Genomic DNA, 18903 nt, shown 5'->3' on the forward strand with positions numbered 1-18903 from the left:
CGACGCCGTGAATTTCCTGCCGCGCGCTGTTCTGAATGTTGGCACTGAGGATCGCGAAGACTTTGGCCGGATCGAAGGGCCCTTCATTTGCGCTGCGGCAGACGCTGACTGGGACTATTGTGCGCCCGTAGCCACTGTGTAAACTTGGCTCAAATCAAGGGGGGTATGAGCATGAAGGCGTCGTCATGGGGATTGCTCGGTCTCGGACTCATTCTAGGCTATTCGGCGCCGCATTGGCTTGGAGATGCCGCCCACGCGGCTGCACCGGGTGCGAAAGTAGCTTGTCCGTGGGGGCCCGAGCTGGACGCGGTCCGCGCTGCGCCAGACAATCACAAAGTGCTATTGGAGAATGATCGGGTACGGGTGCTGGATGTCACCGTTTTGCCCGGCCAGCGTGAGCCGCTGCATGCGCACTGCAACGCAAGCGTTCTGTATGTGATGCAGCGAGGTGCTCTTCGCGAGCGTAATGGTGAGGGCCGCATTGTCCGCGACGAGGCTGCAGCGCCCGCTACGCTTCCGATAACACAATGGCACGCAACGGAGCCGCCCCATTCGGTCGAAAACCCCGGCACTGTCCCCATCCGCATCCTTCGAGTTGAGTTGAAAGAATGAACTTCAAACGGGCCTATTTCGCCTGACCTGACCGCGAACGAGCGTCTGCATGTCGTCGGGTCGGGTCAGGCGGTTGCGGCGGCTGCAGCCCTGAAAGCGGCCCTTGGACCACTCCAAACGGCACCCTGAAATTTGCCTTTCGTTCATCAGTCCACCGCGGCATTGCGATCGACCGGCTTTGGGTCTTATCCGCCGTTCCCAATCGACATGTCGAGCGGCAGCTCTTGTCAGCGGTCGACACCAGCGGTTGGCATCAGCGCCACCAGTTTGTGATCCGGGCGTTCCACTGCACTGAAAGTATGCTGGATAAAGCTGAGCGGTCCGTCCAATGGATGAACGAACGTCCTGATCCCGCCCTCCCGCGCCGACACGCTTTGCGAGTCCCATTCGTGGGCGAACAGTTCGGACCTCTCACGCAAATCTCTGGCGAGGCCGTCAAGAAAGGGGTCATTCATCAGCCGCACGCAATCGGCCCGAAACTCGGCCAGCACCCGGCGCGCGCGCTGCTCCCAGTCCGGCAGGAGCATCCGGGCCGACGGGGAAAGAAAAGTATAGCGCAGCAGATTTCGCTCTCCGTTGGTGCCGAGCCAGCCCGCGAATAAGTGCTCGGCTGCCGGATTCCAGCAACTCGCGTTCCAAAGACGATCCAGTCCATAGGCCGGAACCGGCAGGGTCATGACGAGCGCGGCCACGGAGGCAGGAGCCACGGCGATTGTCGAGACGAGCGGTTGGGCGGGATCGCGGCGGCCACCCAGTTCGAACAGATAGGCGCGCTCCGCCGGCGTGAGCGCCAGCGCCTCTGCAATGCGAGCGAGCGTCTCGGCGGAGACACTGACATCGCGACCTTGCTCGATCCAAGCGCACCAGGTCACGCCGATCCCAGCACGCGCCGCCAGTTCCTCGCGGCGCAGCCCCGGCGTCCGCCGGCGGCGGACCACCACATCCGGCGTCATCCGCTCGCGATGCGACCGGATGAAGCTCCCAAGCAGTTTGCGTCGTTCCTCGCTGTTCATGGGATCTTCTATAACAGGATAAACGCTTATCTTGTACCAGTCTAAAAGTATGGCACGAGGGGGATCGAGGAGGACACGATATGACCCGTTCCCATGATGCCATCGTAGAAGCCCAGTTCGGCAGCCAGGCCGCAGCCTATGTCTCCAGCAGCGTCCATTCCACCGGCGAGGATCTCGACGCATTGGCTCAGATCTGCACTCAAGTGCGCCCCGCACGGGCGCTGGATATCGGCACAGGCGGCGGGCATGTCGCCTATCGACTGGCGCAGCACGCGCAATCCGTCGTCGCCGTCGACCTGTCCCCAGCAATGCTCGAAGCCGTCGCCGAGACCGCACGCGAACGTGGCCTTTCGAACATCGAGACGACGAGCGCACCCGCCGAACGCTTGCCCTTCGAAGATGCATCGTTCGATCTGGCGGCCTGCCGCTATTCGGCACATCATTGGCGCGATTGGGATGCAGGCCTGCGGGAAGTTCGGCGCGTACTCAAGCCGGGTAGCCCGGCCATCTTCGTTGACGTCATCTCGCCGGCAGTTCCAGCGTTCGATACGCATCTGCAGGCGGTCGAACTGCTGCGCGACCCGTCTCATGTGCGAAACTATAGCGAGTCCGAGTGGGCTGCTGCGCTGGCCCGCGCAGGCTTTCGCGTGCGTCGTGCCGAGAAGCGCCGCATCCGGATGGACTATGCCTCCTGGGTCGGCCGCATGCGGACCTCCGAAGCCCATCAAACGGCCATTCGGTCGCTCCAGCAGTTGGCCCCGGCGCAAACTGCCACCTATTTCGCAATCGAAGTCGATGGCTCGTTCTCGATCGACGCATTGCAGATCGAAGCATCGGCTTGCCGAGCGCGCGAGCTTTGAAAGCGGTGGCTTGCGGCACGCTCCGTGGGTCTATCGTCCTAAGGAGCGAAGTGTGCGGCATCGACGCGTGGACGGCCGCTTTCGTCAGAAGGTGACATTCGCTCCAGCGGGCAAGAAGGTCTTGGTCTGGTCGAAAGGTGATGCACCAACGCGGCCGCACGGGGTGATTGCTGAGCCCTTTGCGTTCGCTCCGTTGACAGGATAGAGTTCGACCGGTCGACCGCCATGGATCGACCTGGAGGCGCCGCTCATGTTCAGGCGGATTGTCATTGGACTGGCGCTCGCGCTGGTTTTGGGATTGGGTGGCTTTGCCGCTTTCGCGTGGCGACCGTCCATCGCGCCGATTGCGCGACCGGCCGCGTCCGATTTCTCGGCCGATCTGGTTGCGCGCGGTGCAGTGCTCGCCTCTGGCGGATACTGCGCGACATGCCATACGACCAGGGGAGGCAAGCCGCTCGCCGGCGGGCGCGCCATGGTAACGGCCTTCGGCACGCTCTATTCGACCAACATCACGCCCGACCCCGAGACCGGCATCGGCAACTGGTCGGAGGAAGCCTTCCGCCGCGCGATGCATGACGGCGTCGCCCGTGACGGATCGCATCTGTTTCCCGCCTTTCCCTACGATCATTTCACCAAATTGTCCGACGCGGACGTGCATGCGCTTTATGCCTGGCTGATGACTCGCCCGGCCGTCGCGGCACCCGCGCGGTCGAACGCGCTCCCCTTTCCGCTGGGCATCCGCGCGTTGCAGGCGGGCTGGAAGCTACTGTTCTTCAAGCCCGGCCGATTCGCGCCCGATCCGGCGCACGATGCCGCATGGAACCGGGGCGCCTATCTTGCCGAAGCGCTGGGCCATTGCGGCGCCTGCCATACGCCGCGCAATGGGTTGGGCGCCGAGAAGCGCGACGCGGCTTATGCCGGCGCGTCGATCGACAACTGGGTGGCGCCGCCGCTGACCGGGGCCAATCCGGCTCCCGTGCCCTGGACGAGCGACGAGCTTGCCGCCTATCTCGGCACCGGGATCAGCCGCTTCCATGGAACCGCCGCCGGCCCGATGGCGCCGGTCGTCCATGAGGGTCTTGCGAAGCTTTCGCCGGAGGATCTGAAGGCCGTGGTCCGCTATGTCGCCAGCCTCGGCGGTGGCGATGCGCGCGCGGCCGAAGCGGCACCGGTGATCGCGAAGGCACTGGTCGCCGATAGGTCGAGTCTCGGCCCTTTGGCGGATGCGGACGCGCGCCTCTACACCGCAGCCTGTGCCTCCTGTCACTATAATGCCGGGACGCAGCCCAACCCTCTGCGGCCGGACCTCGCGCTCAACAGCGCTGTCAGCCTGTCCGATCCAACCAACCTGATCCGGGTCATCCTTTATGGAATCAGCGCGAAGGACGGCGCGCCCGCCATCGTGATGCCCGGCTTCTCCGGCTTCAGCGATGCCGATGTCGCGCGCATCTGCGCCCATCTCCGGCGCACGCGGACCAGCCTGCCGCCATGGTCCGACCTCGAAAAGAGCGTCGCGCGGATCAGGGCTGAGGGCAGAGGGGATTATTGAGACGATGACCAGCTTTCGCATCAACGGCCGCCCCGTCACCCCGTCCTTTCCGGACGATACCCCGCTGCTTTGGGTGATCCGCGACGGGATCGGCCTCACCGGCACGAAGTTCGGCTGCGGCATCGGCATGTGCGGGGCGTGCACCGTCCATGTCGGCGGTCGCGCGACCCGATCCTGCATTACGCCGCTGAGCGCGGTCGATGGCGCGGACGTGACGACCATCGAGGGCCTCGATCCGGCCGGCCAGCATCCGCTGCAAAAGGCCTGGATCGCGCTGCAGGTGCCGCAATGCGGCTACTGCCAGTCGGGCCAGATCATGCAGGCCGCGGCAATGTTGGCGGACTTCCCCGAGCCCAGCGACCGGGACATCGACGCCGTGATGGCGGGCAATCTCTGCCGCTGCATGACCTATATCCGCATCCGCGCCGCGATCCGGCAAGCAGCCGGCGAACTGAAAGGCGCCGACAGTCATGGCTAAGCTCGGACACGTCTCGGGCAGCGCCGCTCATCCCCTCGCTCGCCGCGATTTCCTGGCCGCCGCGATCGGAACGGGCGTCGCCTTCGGCTTCGTCGGCCTTGGCGACGCGGCGATCGATCCGGGTAATTTCGCGAGAGCCGTCGGAACCGAAGGGCCGGTGTTCGCGCCGACGCTGTGGTTCGGAATTGACCGCGAGGGGATCGTCACGATCAACATCATCCGCGCCGAAATGGGCCAGCATGTCGGGACGGCGCTCGCCCGCATTCTTGCGGACGAGCTGGAAGCGGACTGGGACAAGGTCCGCATCCTCCACGTCGATACCGATCCCAAATGGGGCACGATGGTTACGGGCGGAAGCTGGTCGGTCTGGCAGACCTTTCCCGTGTTCAGCCGCGCCGGGGCGGCGGGGCGGATGGCGCTGATCGAGGCGGGGGCGAAGCTGATGGGCGTGGCCCCCACCGCTTGCTTGGCGCGCGATGGCAAGGTCGTCGCGGGCGGCCGGTCGATCTCCTATGGCGAGATCGCGACGCGCGGCGATCTCAGCCGCCGCTATACGCCCGAGGAACTTGGCAAGCTACCGATCAAGCCGATCGCCGAACGCCGGCTGATCGGCAAGCCCGTCGTGGCGATCGATATCCCGCCCAAGACCAATGGCAGCGCTATCTACGGCATCGATGCCAAAGTGCCCGGCATGGTCCACGCCCGGCCGCTGCTGCCGCCGACGCGCTACGGATCGAAAGTCGTCTCGATCGACGATAGCGCAGCTAAGGATGTGAAGGGTTATCTGCGCGCTCTGGCGCTGGAGGACCCCTCCGAGACCGCGACCGGCTGGGTGATGGTGATCGCCGAAACTTGGCCGGCGGCGCTCAAGGCAGCCCAGCTGGTGAAAGTCCAGTGGACGGCCGGCGATGCCGCGTCCGTCTCCGAAAAGGAGGTGCAGGATCGCGGCGCCGCACTGATCGCCGATCCCAAGGCAGGATCGGTCCTCGACACGGGCGGCGGCGATGTCGACGCGATGCTCCGGACTGCGCGGCAAAAGGTCGAGGCAACCTACACCACCGCCAGCGTGCTACATTTCCAGCTCGAGCCGGTCAACGCTCTGGCGTTCGAGAAGGACGGGCTGTTCGAGATCCATACCGGCAACCAGTGGCAGAGCCTGATCCTGCCGACGCTCGCCAAGGCGCTCGGCCGGCCCGAGGCCAGCATCGTCATGCGCACCTATTTGCTCGGCGGCGGCTTCGGGCGGCGGCTCAACGGCGATTATGCCGTGCCGGCCGCTCTCGCCGCCAAGGCCCTCGGACGCCCGGTCAAGATGATCCTGCCGCGCGCGGAGGACGTACGTTACGACAGCTTCCGCTCGCCTTCCGTTCAGACCCTGCGCATGGCGCTCGGCGAAGGCGGCAAGGTGCTGGCGATGGATCACGCCGCCACTGCGGGCTGGCCGACCCAGATCCTCGTACCCGGCTTCATGCCGAAAGGCACGAACGGCGTTCCCTATGACCCCTTCGCGATTGCCGGGGCGGATCATTGGTACGATGTGGGCGCCCAGCGCGTCAAAGCGATTCCGAACGATCTTGCCAACACCAGCTTTCGACCGGGCTGGCTGCGCTCGGTCGGGCCCGGCTGGACGAACTGGGCGGTCGAGAGCTTCATGGACGAAGCGGCGCACGCCGTGAAGACCGATCCCGTCGCATTCCGGCTGGCCCATCTGACAGGCGCGGGACGCAATGCAGGCGGCCCGCCGAGCGCGGTCGGTGGCGCATTGCGTCAGGCTACCGTGGTCAAGCGCGCGGCCGAGCTTGCCGGCTGGGGACGGGCCCTGCCGGCCGACACGGGCCTCGGCATCGCAACTTCCTTCGGACAGGAACGCGACATGCCGACCTGGACCGCCTGCGTGGCGCGCGTGCGCGTCGATCGCAAGACGGGGATGATGATCGTCGAGAAGCTGACACTTGCGGTCGATGCCGGCACCGTCGTCGATCCCGATGGCGCGCGGGCGCAGGTGGAAGGTGCCGCGCTCTGGGGGCTGAGCCTGGCAATCCACGAGGGCACCGAGTTTGTGAACGGGCAGGTCCGCGACACCAATCTCGACACCTACACGCCGCTTCGGATCGGCGACGTACCGACCATCGAGATCGTGTTCGCCGAAAGCGCCGAACCGCCGGTCGGCCTTGGAGAGCCGGCGACGACGGTCGTCGCGCCAGCTATCGCCAATGCTATCTTCGCTGCCGTCGGCGTCCGGTTGCGGCATATTCCGATGACCAGCGAGGCGATTATGCAGGCGCTTTCGCATCCCCGTTAAGGGACTGACGGGCAAATGTTGCCGGGCGTGGACAAGGTCGGCATTTGCTGCAGTTGCTCATCTTTTACGGCGTAGATAAGAGAAATGGCCGATCTTAGCCCTTCTTGCAGGGCAAAATCCGCCCCATTCTCGGTCGGTCTCTCGCCGCATCCGAGCCCTTAAAACCGGCCATTCGTTCAGGCAAAGGTCCGGGCGGGGATAGGCGGAAAAAGAACGCACTGTTTTCGGGTCACACGGGCAAGTTTCGGGCCTCACTACCTATAGATGCTAGGCTATAACGCTCTGGAGCAATTTTGCTCCTGCGATCGATAGTGAGAGCCTAAGAAATGACATGCGGGGCCGCTCCCGATAATGACGCTCTCGTCGGGCTGACTGAAGCGGAAGCTGCCATTCGCCTGCGACGGCTTGGCCTAAATTTGTTGGAAGCATCGCCAAAACAGCATGCGCTAATGGCATTCCTGGGAAAATTCCGCAATCCGTTGGTCCTCATCCTGCTCGTGGCTGCAGCCATTTCCGGTGGCACCGGTGACTTTTCCAGCTTCGTGATCATTGTGGCGATGGTCCTGGTCGGCGTAGTGCTCGATTTCGTTCAGGAATACCGAGCCGGCATTGCCGCCGACGCGCTCAAGTCGACTGTCGCCTTGCAGGTCCTTGTCATCAGGGAAGGCAAGGAGCGCACTATTCCGGCCGCAGCGTTGGTCCCCGGCGATCTGGTGAGGTTATCAGCGGGAGACCTGATTCCCGCAGACGGCCAAGTCGTCGAAGCTCGGGATTTCTTCGTGAATCAGGCGCTCCTCACGGGCGAATCATTCCCGGTTGAAAAGCATGCCGGGTGTGTCACCGAAGATGCCGCCGCCGATGGCGACCTGCCCGTTTCCGCCGCCTTCATGGGCAGCTCCGTGATCAGTGGCTCGGCAATCCTGAAGATAGATCAAACTGGCAAGCTGACCAGATTGGGCAAGATCTCGCATAGCCTGATTGCGGAAGCGCCACCGACGGCCTTTGAAACCGGCATTAAGCAGTTTGGCTACCTCATCGCCCGCGTCACAATCGCGCTCGCTGGCTTTGTCCTGCTGGTCAATCTGGCGCTGCACCGACCTCCGCTGGAATCGTTCCTCTTTGCCCTTGCCCTGGCTGTCGGTCTGACCCCCGAGCTGCTGCCGATGGTCGTCTCGGTGACGCTGTCGCGCGGGGCGATGCGCATGGCCAAGCAAAAGGTCATCGTGAAGCGCCTTTCGGCGATCCATGACCTGGGCTCAATGGATGTATTGTGTACTGATAAGACCGGCACGCTGACCGAGGCGCGTATCGAATTGGTCCAGCACGTCGGCATCGACGGGGAGGAAAGCGAGGACGTTCTTCTGCTCGGAGCGCTCAACAGCTACTTTGAGAGCGGCCTGAAGAGCCCTCTCGATGACGCAATCCTAGCTCACGCCTTGTCCGACAAGTGCGGCGATCTTTCGGGTTGGTCCAAGATCGATGAAGTGCCCTTCGACTTTGAACGCCGACGCGTCTCTGTGCTTGTCGAGCATCAAGGCAAGCGCATCCTGGTCATCAAGGGCGCGCCGGAAGACATATTGGCGCGCTCGACCCAGGTTGGCACGCCGACCGGCCGCGCGCCGACGCCTTATGACGATACGGCCAAGAAGCTGGCCCTGGATCTGTTCGATGCCAAGAGCCGGGATGGCTTCCGTCTGCTGGCCGTGGGCTGGAAAGCCGTCGCAGCGGATTTCTCGGATATTGAAGTCGGGGACGAGGCAGGGCTGGTCTTTGCGGGTTTCTGCGCCTTTGTCGATCCGCCGAAGGCTTCCGCAATGCCGGCGCTGCAAGCCATGCAAACGGCAGGGATCGAGGTCAAGATACTGAGCGGCGATAATGAGCTGGTTACGCGGCATCTCTGCGCGTCACTTGGCTTCGCGGTAACCGGCCTGCTGACCGGCACTGAGATCGGGCAAATGTCAGAGGAGGCGCTGCGTGGTCGGCTTGCGCAGACCAATTTATTCTGCCGGGTGACACCTCCCCAGAAGCACCGAATCCTGCTGGCCCTCAAGCAACGGGGCCACACTGTCGGATTTCTTGGCGATGGCATCAACGACGCCCCCTCGCTGCATGCAGCCGATGTCGGCATTTCGGTGGATAGCGGCGCGGATGTCGCCAAACAGTCCGCCGCGATGATCCTGCTCGACAAGGATCTGTCCGTCCTGGCGAACGGCGTGATCGAAGGGCGCCGTACGTTCGTCAACATTCTCAAATATGTGATGATGGGCACCAGCTCCAATTTCGGGAACATGCTCTCGATGGCCGGCGCATCACTGCTGGTCCCGTTCCTGCCGATGTCGCCGATCCAGATCCTGCTGAACAACCTGATGTATGATTTCTCCGAAGTGCCCATTCCCCTGGACGAGGTGGATCAGGACCAGGTTCTGACACCGCGGCACTGGGATATGGGGTTCATCCAGAGGTTCATGGTCATATTCGGGCCAATCAGTTCCGCTTTCGATTTCCTGACCTTTGGCCTGCTACTCTACGTCTTCAAGGCCAATGCCGCGCTGTTCCAGACTGGCTGGTTTGTCGAAAGCCTCGCGACCCAGACGCTGGTGATATTTGTGATCCGCACGCGCGGCCGGCCGTGGGCGAGCCGCGTCCATCCAATCCTTGCCGCCACGACCATCAGCATTGTCCTGCTGGGCATCTTGATACCCGCGACACCTGCGGCGCGCTGGTTCGGCTTGGTGCCGCTTCCATGGCATTTCCTGGCGGCTCTCGCGGCGATGGCGCTGGTCTATTTGACAATCGTGGAACTTGTGAAAGGTCGATTCTTCCGGTGGTCTGAGCGCAAGGCGGTTCGCCCGGCATAACGGTAGCATGGGCCGCTTCAGCGGAAAGCTTGCGTTCGCGCAGTCCCCAGCACCGAGATATCGACTTCACTCGAGCATCTTGCTGCTAACGCAGCTTTGCCGAAAAGTGGCTGCTTGCGCCCTAATCCCGCACATTCGACTGCGAAAGGTGGCCTCCCGATAGCGGACTTTCGTTCAAGGCCCTCAGATCGATGCGGGGCTGAAAACCTGGTATCTCCGATTGCGAGAGAGTGGAGGGTAGGTCGTGATAACTCAGCGTTCGCGGGCTCCTCGTTTCGAAGCCCTTGCTAAGATCATCAGGAACACGCCGACGATCAGACCCAGGACCGTGCCCATAACGCCTAGTCTGACGACGCCGCGCAATAACTCGTAATTTGAATAGCCGAGCCATACCCCCAGCCCAATTCCAAGCGCCGCGCCGAGTGCAACCGAGCGCGATAGTGCGTTGCTTCTCCAGCTCCCGCTCGTAAGCTTGCGCGCCGGTCGGACAAGGTATTTGTAAGCCGCGACCGCGATGACGATGGCCAACAGCGCCACGCATCCAATCAGGACGATATGGCCGACCGTCTTGAAAGAGTTCATAGATCCCCAGATGCTGAGCGCGAAAATCCCTCCCCATGCGGCGAGGGGGCCCGCCCGGCCTGCGATGGGCGGCGGCCCGAACAACTTCAATTTGGCTGTTGGAGTAGAACTGAATCGGGCCATTAAACGAATTTGATGCGCACCCACTGAAGATTCCGGTGATCGCAAAAACAGGTAGATTCAAAATCTTGCGATGAAGCTGAAGCAATATTGCCTCGCACTGGGCATGGCTGCGATGCTTTGGAGCACTCGGCATGGCCACGCTAACGTTTCGAGATCCGATCCCGAGATGATCTGCACGTTATCAGAAGGAACGGCGGCTAACTGGCGACCGCTTTCCAATGTACATTACAATTCCCCAACCTTTCCACTGAGAAACAAAACTGTCACCGGCCGGTCATAGCCGCGGCCTGACACCATAAAGGTGCGGGGAAACACACATTATGACTCAGAAATCCGGGGCGCGTGCGCGCCTTTTCGGGGCAAGCCTGCTTGCCGTTATGAGCCCGATGGTCGCGGGCGCAGCTCATGCCGAGGATGCTCCAGCCGCCAAGGACGCCAAGAGCGATCTTGCCGAAGGCTCGGAGATCGTAGTCACCGGCACGCGCGCCAACGAGATCGCTCCCGTGACTGCGTCGCTGCAGGCAACCCAGCCCCAGGCCGTTATTTCGCGCTCCTTCATCGAGGACTCGTTGCCGGCGACTGCCGACTTCAACCAGATCGCGCTGATATCGCCGAGCGTCTCCAACTTCGGTGGCGTCAACGGCGCGGGCCTCAGCGAGTCCAAGGCCCAGATTCGCGGCTTCCAGGACGGCGAATATAATATCACCTATGATGGCGTGCCGTTCGGCGACACAAATGACCCGACACATCATTCGAACACCTTCTTCCCGTCGAACACGGTCGAGACGCTGGTGATCGACCGTGGCCCCGGCAATGCGAGCCAACTCGGTCAGGCGACCTTTGGCGGTAACATCAACATGTTCTCCCGCACGACACGCGAAGACATGAGTTTCGAGGGCAAGGCGAGTTACGGAACCTGGAACACCTGGATGCTGCGCGGATTGGTCCAGACGGGTGCCATCAAAGCGCTTGGCGGCACCGAAATCGTCGTCAGCGGCCAGCACATCGAGTCCGATGGCGCGCGCACGTTCAGCCCGTTCCATTCAAACAACATTTTCGGGAAGGCGGTCATTCCCATCGGGTCAGACGTCAAGCTGACGATCCTGGGTACTTATAATGAAAATGCCTTCAACCAGCCCGACAAGGACGGCGCGACGCTCGTGCAGGTCGCGCTCTATGGCAAGCAGTTCAGCCTGAACAACGATCCGAACAGCCAGACATATTTCGGTTATAATCACACCAACAAGACGACTGATTTCGAGATCGTCCGGCTGGATGCGACCCTGTCCGGGGCCGTGAGCTTCGACAACAAAGGCTATACCTACAGCTACGACAACGAAACGCTGAGCGGCAGCGACGTCACCCTCTATGCGACCGCCACGCCCACCGCGATCGCGGCCGCCAACACGGTCAAGCTGACCTCGGGCGGGGCATCGGTCTTTGGTGTTCCCGGCTATACGAAGACCAATAAATACCGCATGTGGGGCGACATCGCCCAGGTCCACGTCAATGTCGGGATCGGGACGCTGACCCTCGGCGCTCTGGTCGAGCATTCGGATACGTATCGCCAGCAGCGCGACGTGAATCTCATTACACTGGCGCCCAACTTCGCTGAAAAGGCGGTGAAGGATCCGGTGTCAGGAGCTGCGACGCCTGCCGACATCAAGTTCGATCAGAATTCGAACACCAACAACACCCAGTTCTTCGGTGAGTTCGAATTCCGTCCGACCGAGAAGCTGAAGATCACCCCCGGCATCAAATATGTCCGCTTCAACCGCAAGATCAACGCGTCCTATAATCAGGGCACGCGCTATGCCCAGACGCTGAGTGCGACCTATACGGCGACCCTGCCGTTCCTGACGGTCAACTATGCCGCTACCGAGCAGCTGTCTTTCTATGGTCAGTTTGCCAAGGGCTTCCTGGCCCCGCCGCTGAGTGTGCTCTATGTCGACAAGCCCGGCCTCTCGACGGTCGAGCCCGAACGCTCGACCAACTACCAGTTCGGCGGCGTCTATCATGGCGGCAACCTCAGCATCGACGCCGACGTCTATCTCATCAAGTTCAGCAACAAGTTCGCTTCCGCACCCGCGCCGAATGCGGCCGACGGGACGATCTGGTACAATCAGGGCTCTGTCACCTACAAAGGTATCGAAGGCCAGCTGACCTACGCGTTCGACAACGGCCTGGCCATATTCGCCAACGCCTCGCGCAACTATGCGCGGACCAACAACGCGGGCGCCCCCCAAACACAGGTCTCCAATGCGCCCGAATATACGGTCGCGACGGGCATTCTCTACAAGCATGGCCCGATCCGCTTCTCGCTGACCAACAAATATACCGGCCAGCAATGGGCCACCGAAGGCGAGGATCCGAACTACCGCATCCCCGGCTATGACAGCGCCAATGCGTCGATCCGCTACGAGTTCGGGAAATTGCGGCTGGGCGTCGAGGTCGAGAACATCTTCGGCACGACGAGCATCACGAATATCAACGCCGGCAAAACCCGGCCGTTCGATCAGTATTTCTTCCAGCCGGGCCGTTCGATCACGGCGGATGTCACGGTCAAATTCTGATCGCGATTCCCACTCGCGAGTAGGGAGCGGGCGCGCACCGGCTTGGCCGTGCGCGCCCGCTCTATTTTTGGAGCAGGGGAAGCGAGATCGTCACGCGAAGGCCCTGTGAACCGTCCACGGCGATCGTGCCGCCATGCGCATGAGCGACGGCGGCGACAAGGCTCAGGCCCAGTCCGTTGCCCGGTGTCGTCCGGCTCGCCTCGCCCCGGAAAAATCGCCGGGTGAGGCGCGCGCTGTCCCGCGGCGAAACGCCGGGCCCATTGTCCGCCACGAAGAGGCACGCCATTCCGTCGACCGCATTCAAGCCGAGCACGATCGAGGTGCCGGGGGGCGTATGGACGATGGCGTTGTCGAGCAGGTTGGCCATGGCCTGCGCCAGCAGCTCGCGGTCGCCCGACACGCTGATGCTGGGCACAATGCTCCAGCTGAGAGTGCGGTCACTGTCGTAGACGGCAGGCAGGAAGCCGTCACAAACGGTCTCGGCCAAGCTCGATAGATCGACGGACGCAAAATCTTGCTCAAGGCCACCGCCTTCCACTTCGGCGATCCGAAGAATGGCGGCGAACAACTTCAGCAGATCGTCGCCAAGCTCAATCGCGCGCTCGGCACTCCCTTCTGCCTTGCCAACCTGTTCGAGTTCATTGCGAAGGCGAAGGAGCGGAGTGCGCAGGTCGTGGGCGACGTCGCTCGAAACCTGCCGCAGATTTTCCATGAGTCCGTCGATGCGATCCAGCATGGTATTGATGCCGGTCGCGACGACGTCGAATTCATCGCCGCGAGGCCCGACCGGCACTCTCTGATTGGCGTCCCCGGCGATGATTGCGTTCGTCGTGGCGCTGATCGCCGATAGCCTCGCACGCAAATAGCGGCCGAGAATGAGAGCGCCTGCAGCGCCGATGACCAGCACAACGCCGAAGGCAATGCCGAACAGGGTGAGGATGGTTTCGTCGATCTCCTCAATGGCTTCGGAATCGACAGCGACGACAAGGCGCCGGCCACCAGCAAGATCGACGGCCTTTGCGCGTGCGGCATCCGGTCCTTCCACGGGATCCTGGAAGACGATCATGCTGAAGCCGAGAGCGGGGCGAGGCGTGTCGAGCGCCCCGGCAATCCGACGGCCCTGCAGATCGAACAGAGCGTAGCCAAACGAGTCTGTTGGCCGGGTTGCTTCGCGTCCGGCGATCTCCTGCTCCAGTTCGCGCGGATCACGCTCGCGCGCGAGATCGGCGACTTCCTCCGAGATCGCTTGATCGCGCTGACGTCGAAATTCGAGATCTGCCGCGAGGTAGACCGCTATTCCCAGCAACAGTACGGCGGCGGCAAACGCGGCGGCGTACGTAAAAGCAATCCGATAGGCCGCGCTTGTGCGAAGGCTAGTCATCGGTGCGCATCCGGTAGCCCGCGCCCCTGATGGTTTCGATCGGATCGTCGGGAAAATTGGCACGCAGCTTAGCGCGCAGGCGGCTCAGATGGCTCTCGACGATGTTGGTCTGCGGGTCGAAGTGAAAGCCCCAGACCTGCTCGAGAAACATGGTGCGCGTTACGACCCGACCCGAGTTGCGCATAAGCACTTCGAGCAGCGAGAATTCGCGCGGCTGGAGATGCAGGACCCGACCGGCGCGGGTGACGGAACGCCGCAGCACGTCGAGCACAATATCGCCGACTTCCATGCGGGTGACGACTTCGCTGATGGGCGGGCGCCGCGCCAGAGCATTGAGCCTCGCGACCAGTTCCGCCAACGCGAACGGCTTGACCAGATAATCGTCGGCGCCTGCATCGAGACCCGAAACGCGATCCGAGATCCCGCCTTTTGCTGTGAGCACGATGACCGGCACTTGCACTGCGGCCGCGCGCAAACGCCGCAGAACGTCGAGGCCTTCCATGCCGGGCATCATCCGATCGAGGATCAATGCCTCGAAGGTCTCCGTGACGGCCAGGTGAAGCGCATCCTCCCCGTTCTCGACGCGGGTCACGACGTGTCCCAGCTCCGAAAGACCGCGCTGAACATAGGTCGCGGTTTCGGCGTCGTCTTCCGCGAGGAGGATGCGCATTCCCTTTAGTCCTTCGCGCCAGGTGCTTCGAACGCGTCCTCGACGACCTTGCCCGTCATCGCGTCGACGCCGATTTCATGGATACGCTTGCTTTGCTCGATGTCGAAGGAATAGCGCCAGATACCGTCTTCCTTCTCATATTCCGACTTCTTGATCTTGCCGGGGGCGAGCTTGAGGGCGATTGCCTTGGCCTGGTCCATTGAAAGCTTGGGCTTGGGGGCCTTCTCAGCAGCGCCGGCCGGCATTGTCGTGCCAACTGCGATCATTGCCATCACGGCCCAAAAACGAGTTTTCATAGCATTCTCCTGAGTTGCGACGGGGGCTGTCGCAACTCACGCTGTACGCCTTCGTAGATTGTTCAGCGGTGGGGCGGCATTTCGCATTTCCCAATGTTCGTTAACGGCCGGGATTACAGGCAATCGTGGGCCCGATTGTATTTTCTCAATGTTGGTTGCAGCGGTAGCGAAAGCCACAAGTTCGGCGCAACGCAGGGTGCAGCAACCTGGAGGCCGACCCGTGCGAACCAAGATGATTTCCTTGCTATCCGCCGCCCTGCTGGCCACGGCGGCTGCACCGGCCGCACCCGGCTACAGTGTCGCGGGTTCACTCGCTGGACCGGATGGGTCCTGGGATTACGCACGCGTGGATTCCGCCGCGCATCGCCTTTACGTCGCGCGCGGCAACGCTGTGACGGCCATCGACCTGATTTCGGGTGCGGCCACGTCTCTGGGCCAGGTCCAGCGCGGCCACGCCGTGGTTCCACTGCCGGACGGCCATCTGCTGGTCACGAGTGGAACTGACGGCACGGTTCGCTTTCTGAACGCGGACGGCAGCCAGATCGCCAGCGTTGCGGTCGGCAAAAAGCCGGACGCGGCGATCCTCGACGCGAGCGGCAAGCGGGCCTTCGTCATGAACTCGGACAGTGGCTCGATTTCGGTGATCGACACGGCCGCCATGCGCGTGACGCAGACGATCGCCGCCAAGCCGGCGCTTGAATATGCTGCGCTGGCTGGCAATACGCTGTTCGTGAACGACGAGGACTTGGGCGAACTCGAGACCATCGACCTCAAGACCGGCCAGTTGGGCGCAGCGATAAAACTCACGGGCTGCGAAGGCCCGACGGGTCTGGGTTACGATTCGAAGCGCGACCGCCTCATCAGCGCGTGCGATAACGGGAAGGCCGCAATCGTCGACGCCAAGACGCACAAGCTTGTTTCACTCGTCGAGATCGGTCACGGGCCCGACGCGGTCATCATGGATGAGGCGCGCGGTCTCGCGTTCATTCCGTGCGGCGCCGACGGTGTTCTCGATGTGCTTTCCCTTGCCTCGCCCGGCAATGTGACCAGGCTCGCTCGGATCACCACAGAGCCGGGCGCGCGGACCGGCGCTCTCGACCCGGCCACCGGCATCATCTATCTGCCGACAGCGAAGTTCGGTCCTCCAGCCCAGGCGGGCGGACGACCTGCTGCGGTTCCTGGCTCCTTTCATGTCCTGGTGGTGAAGCCCTCCTGATTGTGCCGATGAAAAATAGTCCTGTTCCGCTGATCGCGCTCGCATTGCTGGCGGGGTGCGTGCGGTATCAGCCGACCCCGGTCTCCGTATCGGACCGCGCGACGCAGCGCATGAATGCGACCCTGGACGGTGCGGCGATTGGCACCGCGGTGCGACGCATCGCCCCCGACGCGCCGCCGGCTTCGACGGGTATGGACAGGCTCGCATTGTTCGCGGCCCTGCTGGAGCACGACCCCAAAGTCGCTGCGGCGCGCGCGGCAATCGCGACTGCCGAGGCCGACGCGCGAAAAAACCGCCAGGGACCTGGGCCGACGTTCACGCTGACAAGCGAGTACGCCAATGACCCGTCGACCAGTTCGCCCTGGCTATTTGGCGGTGCGATCGATCTGCCTCTCGATATTGGCGGACAGCGCAAGGCGCGGCTCGATCGCGCCGATCTCGCCGTGGCTATGGCGCGGTCCGATTACGCCGAAATGCTGTGGAGCGAACGCATGGCCTTGCGGCGTGCGCTCATCGATGCCGAGATCGCCCGGCGACAGGTCGCCTTGGGTGAAGAGATTGTCGCGCTACGGGATCGCCAGATTGCGGCGCTCGAACGGCAGGTCGCTTCAGGGGAACTGGCCGGCGCTGCTGTAGCGCCCAATCGGGCCCTGCGCGCGCAGGAATTGAGAGCGCTCGAGGATGCCAGAGCACGCGTCGTGGCCGCGCGAACAGCGATTACCGGCATTCTCGGCGTTCCGGCGTCAGCCATTGCGGACATCGGCTTGGTCTGGCCCGAGTTCGATGCGCCGGGCGCCGAACCGGTCGCGATTACTCCAGCCATGCGGGTTCAGGCGGTGTCGGCCCGTGCCGACATCCTTAAGTCGCTCGCCGCATATGATCAGACCGAAGCGGATGTCCGGCTCGAGATTGCCAAGCAATATCCGTCTATCAGTCTGGCACCTGGCTACACCTGGGAGCGCGGCCTGGTGAAGCTGCCTCTCTCGGTCAATCTGGCGCTGCCGAGTTTCGATCTCAATCGGGCTGCCATCCGCTCGGCGCTCGCCAAGCGCGATGAAGCCGGAGCGGTCATCGAGCAGGCCATTGCAGCGGCTCAGGCCGAAATCGATGCGGCGTTGGTAGAGCGTGCAGCCGCATTGGCAGCGCTCAAGCGCCTGCGCGAAAGCGAGCTGCCTCAGACCAAGGCCAGTGCGGATCGCGCTCAGGCGCAGCTGGCGAGGGGCCAGATTGCGCGCGCCGAATGGGCGGATGCGCAACTCGCCGAACTTGCCGCACGGCTGGGTGCTCTCGACACTTTGGCGCGCATCCAAGCCGCCGAGGCGGCCCTCGAGAACGGCATGCGGCGGCCATTGGAAGGACCGGAACTCATGATCAAGCCGGACCGGTTGGAGGCAAGACGATGAAGGGCTGGATCGTAGGCGGCAGCGCGCTGGGCGGCGCGGCATTGGGTGCCTTGCTGATGTGGATGCTGGCGCCGGGATCGGCACCCGAAGCCGAGGGTGCGGAAAGGGCCAGCGTATCAGCGGAGACTTCGGAAAAGGCTGAGGGGCTGCAAATCGACGAGAAGCAGCAATCCGCCGCCGGGATCAAGATCGCACCCGTCGGGGCAGCGCACGCCGGATCGAGCCGTACGGGCTATGCACGTGCGCTGGACCTGAGCCCGCTGGCTTCGCTTGCCGCCGATGCCGAGGCCGCGCGTGTCGCCGTCGCGACATCGCAGAAGGAAGTCGCGCGCCTCGCTGCACTCGCCGGGCAAGACCAGAGTGCGTCGCCCAAGGATCTTGAGGCTGCCCAATCGCAGCTCGCTGCCGACAAATCGAAGCTGACGCTCGCCTGTCGCAAGATCGGGCTCGATTTCGGCGCCGGGCTGACCCGCCTCGGTTGCGAGAGTATTTCAGGGCTCGTGCGCGATGCAGCGTTGGGCCGGGCGGCGCTGGTCCGCACCGACATGACGCAGGGTTTGCCGCCAGCGAGCGGCACGATCGTCATCGGCGAAGGCTCGGACGCGATGTCCGTTCAAATACTGGGTCCGGCGGTCGGCGCCGACACGCAGCTTCAGACCGCAGGCGTCCTTGCTTTGGCGAGAGGAGCGGGTGCCGCCCGATTGGCCGTCGGTCGCGTGCTGCCGGTCCATCTCACTGTGAATGGCGCGGAAGCCGGCGTGCTGGTGCCGCGTACGGCGCTCATGCGCGCAGACGGCGGGCAGTTTGTCTATCGTGCGCAAGGTGGTGGGCGTTTTGCGCGCGTGGCGCTGACCGGTGGCGCGCCGATGGCGGGCGGCTGGTTCTTTGCTGGCGGCCCGCTCAAACCGGGCGACGCGATCGTCGTATCCGGTGCGACCACACTCCTCGGGATCGAACGCGGTTCTCAGGAAGCGGGCGGCGACTGAT

Annotated in this window: 15 protein-coding genes; 10 read left to right on the forward strand and 5 right to left on the reverse strand. The window is 63.1% G+C overall.

Annotated features, from left to right (window positions below):
• The first annotated feature begins 165 nt into the window (after positions 1–165).
• Positions 166–612 carry a cupin domain-containing protein gene (locus tag KK488_RS20925; protein ID WP_214625669.1) on the forward strand — a complete coding sequence of 149 codons (447 nt, stop codon included), beginning with the start codon at positions 166–168 and terminating at the stop codon, positions 610–612.
• A gap of 227 nt (positions 613–839) precedes the next feature.
• Here KK488_RS20925 and KK488_RS20930 read toward each other — a convergent pair whose 3' ends face one another.
• Complete coding sequence (locus KK488_RS20930; RefSeq protein ID WP_214625670.1) at positions 840–1625, reverse strand: helix-turn-helix transcriptional regulator; 786 nt, start codon at positions 1623–1625, stop codon at positions 840–842.
• 80 nt (positions 1626–1705) lie between these two features.
• Between KK488_RS20930 and KK488_RS20935 the strand changes: the two genes are divergently transcribed.
• The 5 genes from KK488_RS20935 (at position 1706) to mgtA (ending at position 9672) form a co-directional block, all read left to right on the forward strand.
• Positions 1706–2485, forward strand: a complete 780-nt coding sequence (locus KK488_RS20935) for a class I SAM-dependent methyltransferase (RefSeq protein ID WP_214625671.1) — start codon at positions 1706–1708, stop codon at positions 2483–2485.
• A 250-nt stretch (positions 2486–2735) separates the two neighbouring features.
• Positions 2736–4034: a c-type cytochrome gene (locus tag KK488_RS20940; RefSeq protein WP_214625672.1), complete on the forward strand. Its 1299-nt coding sequence runs from the start codon at positions 2736–2738 to the stop codon at positions 4032–4034.
• A 4-nt stretch (positions 4035–4038) separates the two neighbouring features.
• Entirely contained in the window at positions 4039–4512 is a 474-nt protein-coding gene (locus KK488_RS20945; protein WP_214625673.1) for a (2Fe-2S)-binding protein, read from the forward strand.
• Positions 4505–6814, forward strand: coding sequence for a xanthine dehydrogenase family protein molybdopterin-binding subunit (locus KK488_RS20950; RefSeq protein WP_214625674.1), 2310 nt, complete (start codon positions 4505–4507; stop codon positions 6812–6814). Before KK488_RS20945 ends, KK488_RS20950 begins: the two co-directional genes overlap by 8 nt.
• Positions 6815–7140: 326 nt before the next feature.
• Positions 7141–9672, forward strand: a complete 2532-nt coding sequence (gene mgtA, locus KK488_RS20955; protein ID WP_214625675.1) for a magnesium-translocating P-type ATPase — start codon at positions 7141–7143, stop codon at positions 9670–9672.
• A 252-nt stretch (positions 9673–9924) separates the two neighbouring features.
• Here the strand turns inward: mgtA and KK488_RS20960 are convergent, their stop codons facing one another.
• Positions 9925–10254 carry a hypothetical protein gene (locus KK488_RS20960; RefSeq protein WP_214625676.1) on the reverse strand — a complete coding sequence of 110 codons (330 nt, stop codon included), beginning with the start codon at positions 10252–10254 and terminating at the stop codon, positions 9925–9927.
• 509 nt (positions 10255–10763) lie between these two features.
• On the opposite strand from KK488_RS20960, the gene KK488_RS20965 reads away from it, so the two are divergent.
• Entirely contained in the window at positions 10764–12950 is a 2187-nt protein-coding gene (locus tag KK488_RS20965; RefSeq protein ID WP_250890888.1) for a TonB-dependent receptor, read from the forward strand.
• A 61-nt stretch (positions 12951–13011) separates the two neighbouring features.
• On the opposite strand, the gene KK488_RS20970 is transcribed toward KK488_RS20965, so the two are convergent.
• Genes KK488_RS20970 through KK488_RS20980 form a run of 3 tightly spaced genes read right to left on the reverse strand, consistent with a single transcriptional unit; the run spans position 13012 to position 15246 of the window.
• Positions 13012–14331, reverse strand: a complete 1320-nt coding sequence (locus KK488_RS20970) for a sensor histidine kinase (RefSeq protein WP_214625678.1) — start codon at positions 14329–14331, stop codon at positions 13012–13014.
• Positions 14324–15001 carry a response regulator transcription factor gene (locus KK488_RS20975; protein ID WP_214625679.1) on the reverse strand — a complete coding sequence of 226 codons (678 nt, stop codon included), beginning with the start codon at positions 14999–15001 and terminating at the stop codon, positions 14324–14326. Before KK488_RS20975 ends, KK488_RS20970 begins: the two co-directional genes overlap by 8 nt.
• Before the next feature lie 5 nt (positions 15002–15006).
• Positions 15007–15246 (reverse strand): PepSY domain-containing protein, encoded by a 240-nt coding sequence (locus tag KK488_RS20980; protein ID WP_250890890.1) that lies wholly within the window; start codon positions 15244–15246, stop codon positions 15007–15009.
• A 271-nt stretch (positions 15247–15517) separates the two neighbouring features.
• Here KK488_RS20980 and KK488_RS20985 point away from each other — a divergent pair, with 271 nt between their 5' ends.
• From KK488_RS20985 to KK488_RS20995, 3 genes are read left to right on the forward strand one after another with little or no spacing between them, the layout of a single operon-like run.
• Positions 15518–16513, forward strand: a complete 996-nt coding sequence (locus tag KK488_RS20985; RefSeq protein ID WP_349356952.1) for a YncE family protein — start codon at positions 15518–15520, stop codon at positions 16511–16513.
• A gap of 8 nt (positions 16514–16521) precedes the next feature.
• Positions 16522–17916 (forward strand): TolC family protein, encoded by a 1395-nt coding sequence (locus KK488_RS20990; protein WP_214625692.1) that lies wholly within the window; start codon positions 16522–16524, stop codon positions 17914–17916.
• A complete protein-coding gene (locus tag KK488_RS20995) occupies positions 17913–18902 on the forward strand; it encodes an efflux RND transporter periplasmic adaptor subunit (RefSeq protein ID WP_214625681.1) in 990 nt (329 codons plus the stop codon). Before KK488_RS20990 ends, KK488_RS20995 begins: the two co-directional genes overlap by 4 nt.
• The last annotated feature ends 1 nt before the right edge of the window (position 18903 follow it).

Source organism: Sphingobium nicotianae (assembly GCF_018603885.1).
In the GTDB taxonomy this organism is placed as follows: Bacteria; Pseudomonadota; Alphaproteobacteria; order Sphingomonadales; family Sphingomonadaceae; genus Sphingobium; species Sphingobium nicotianae.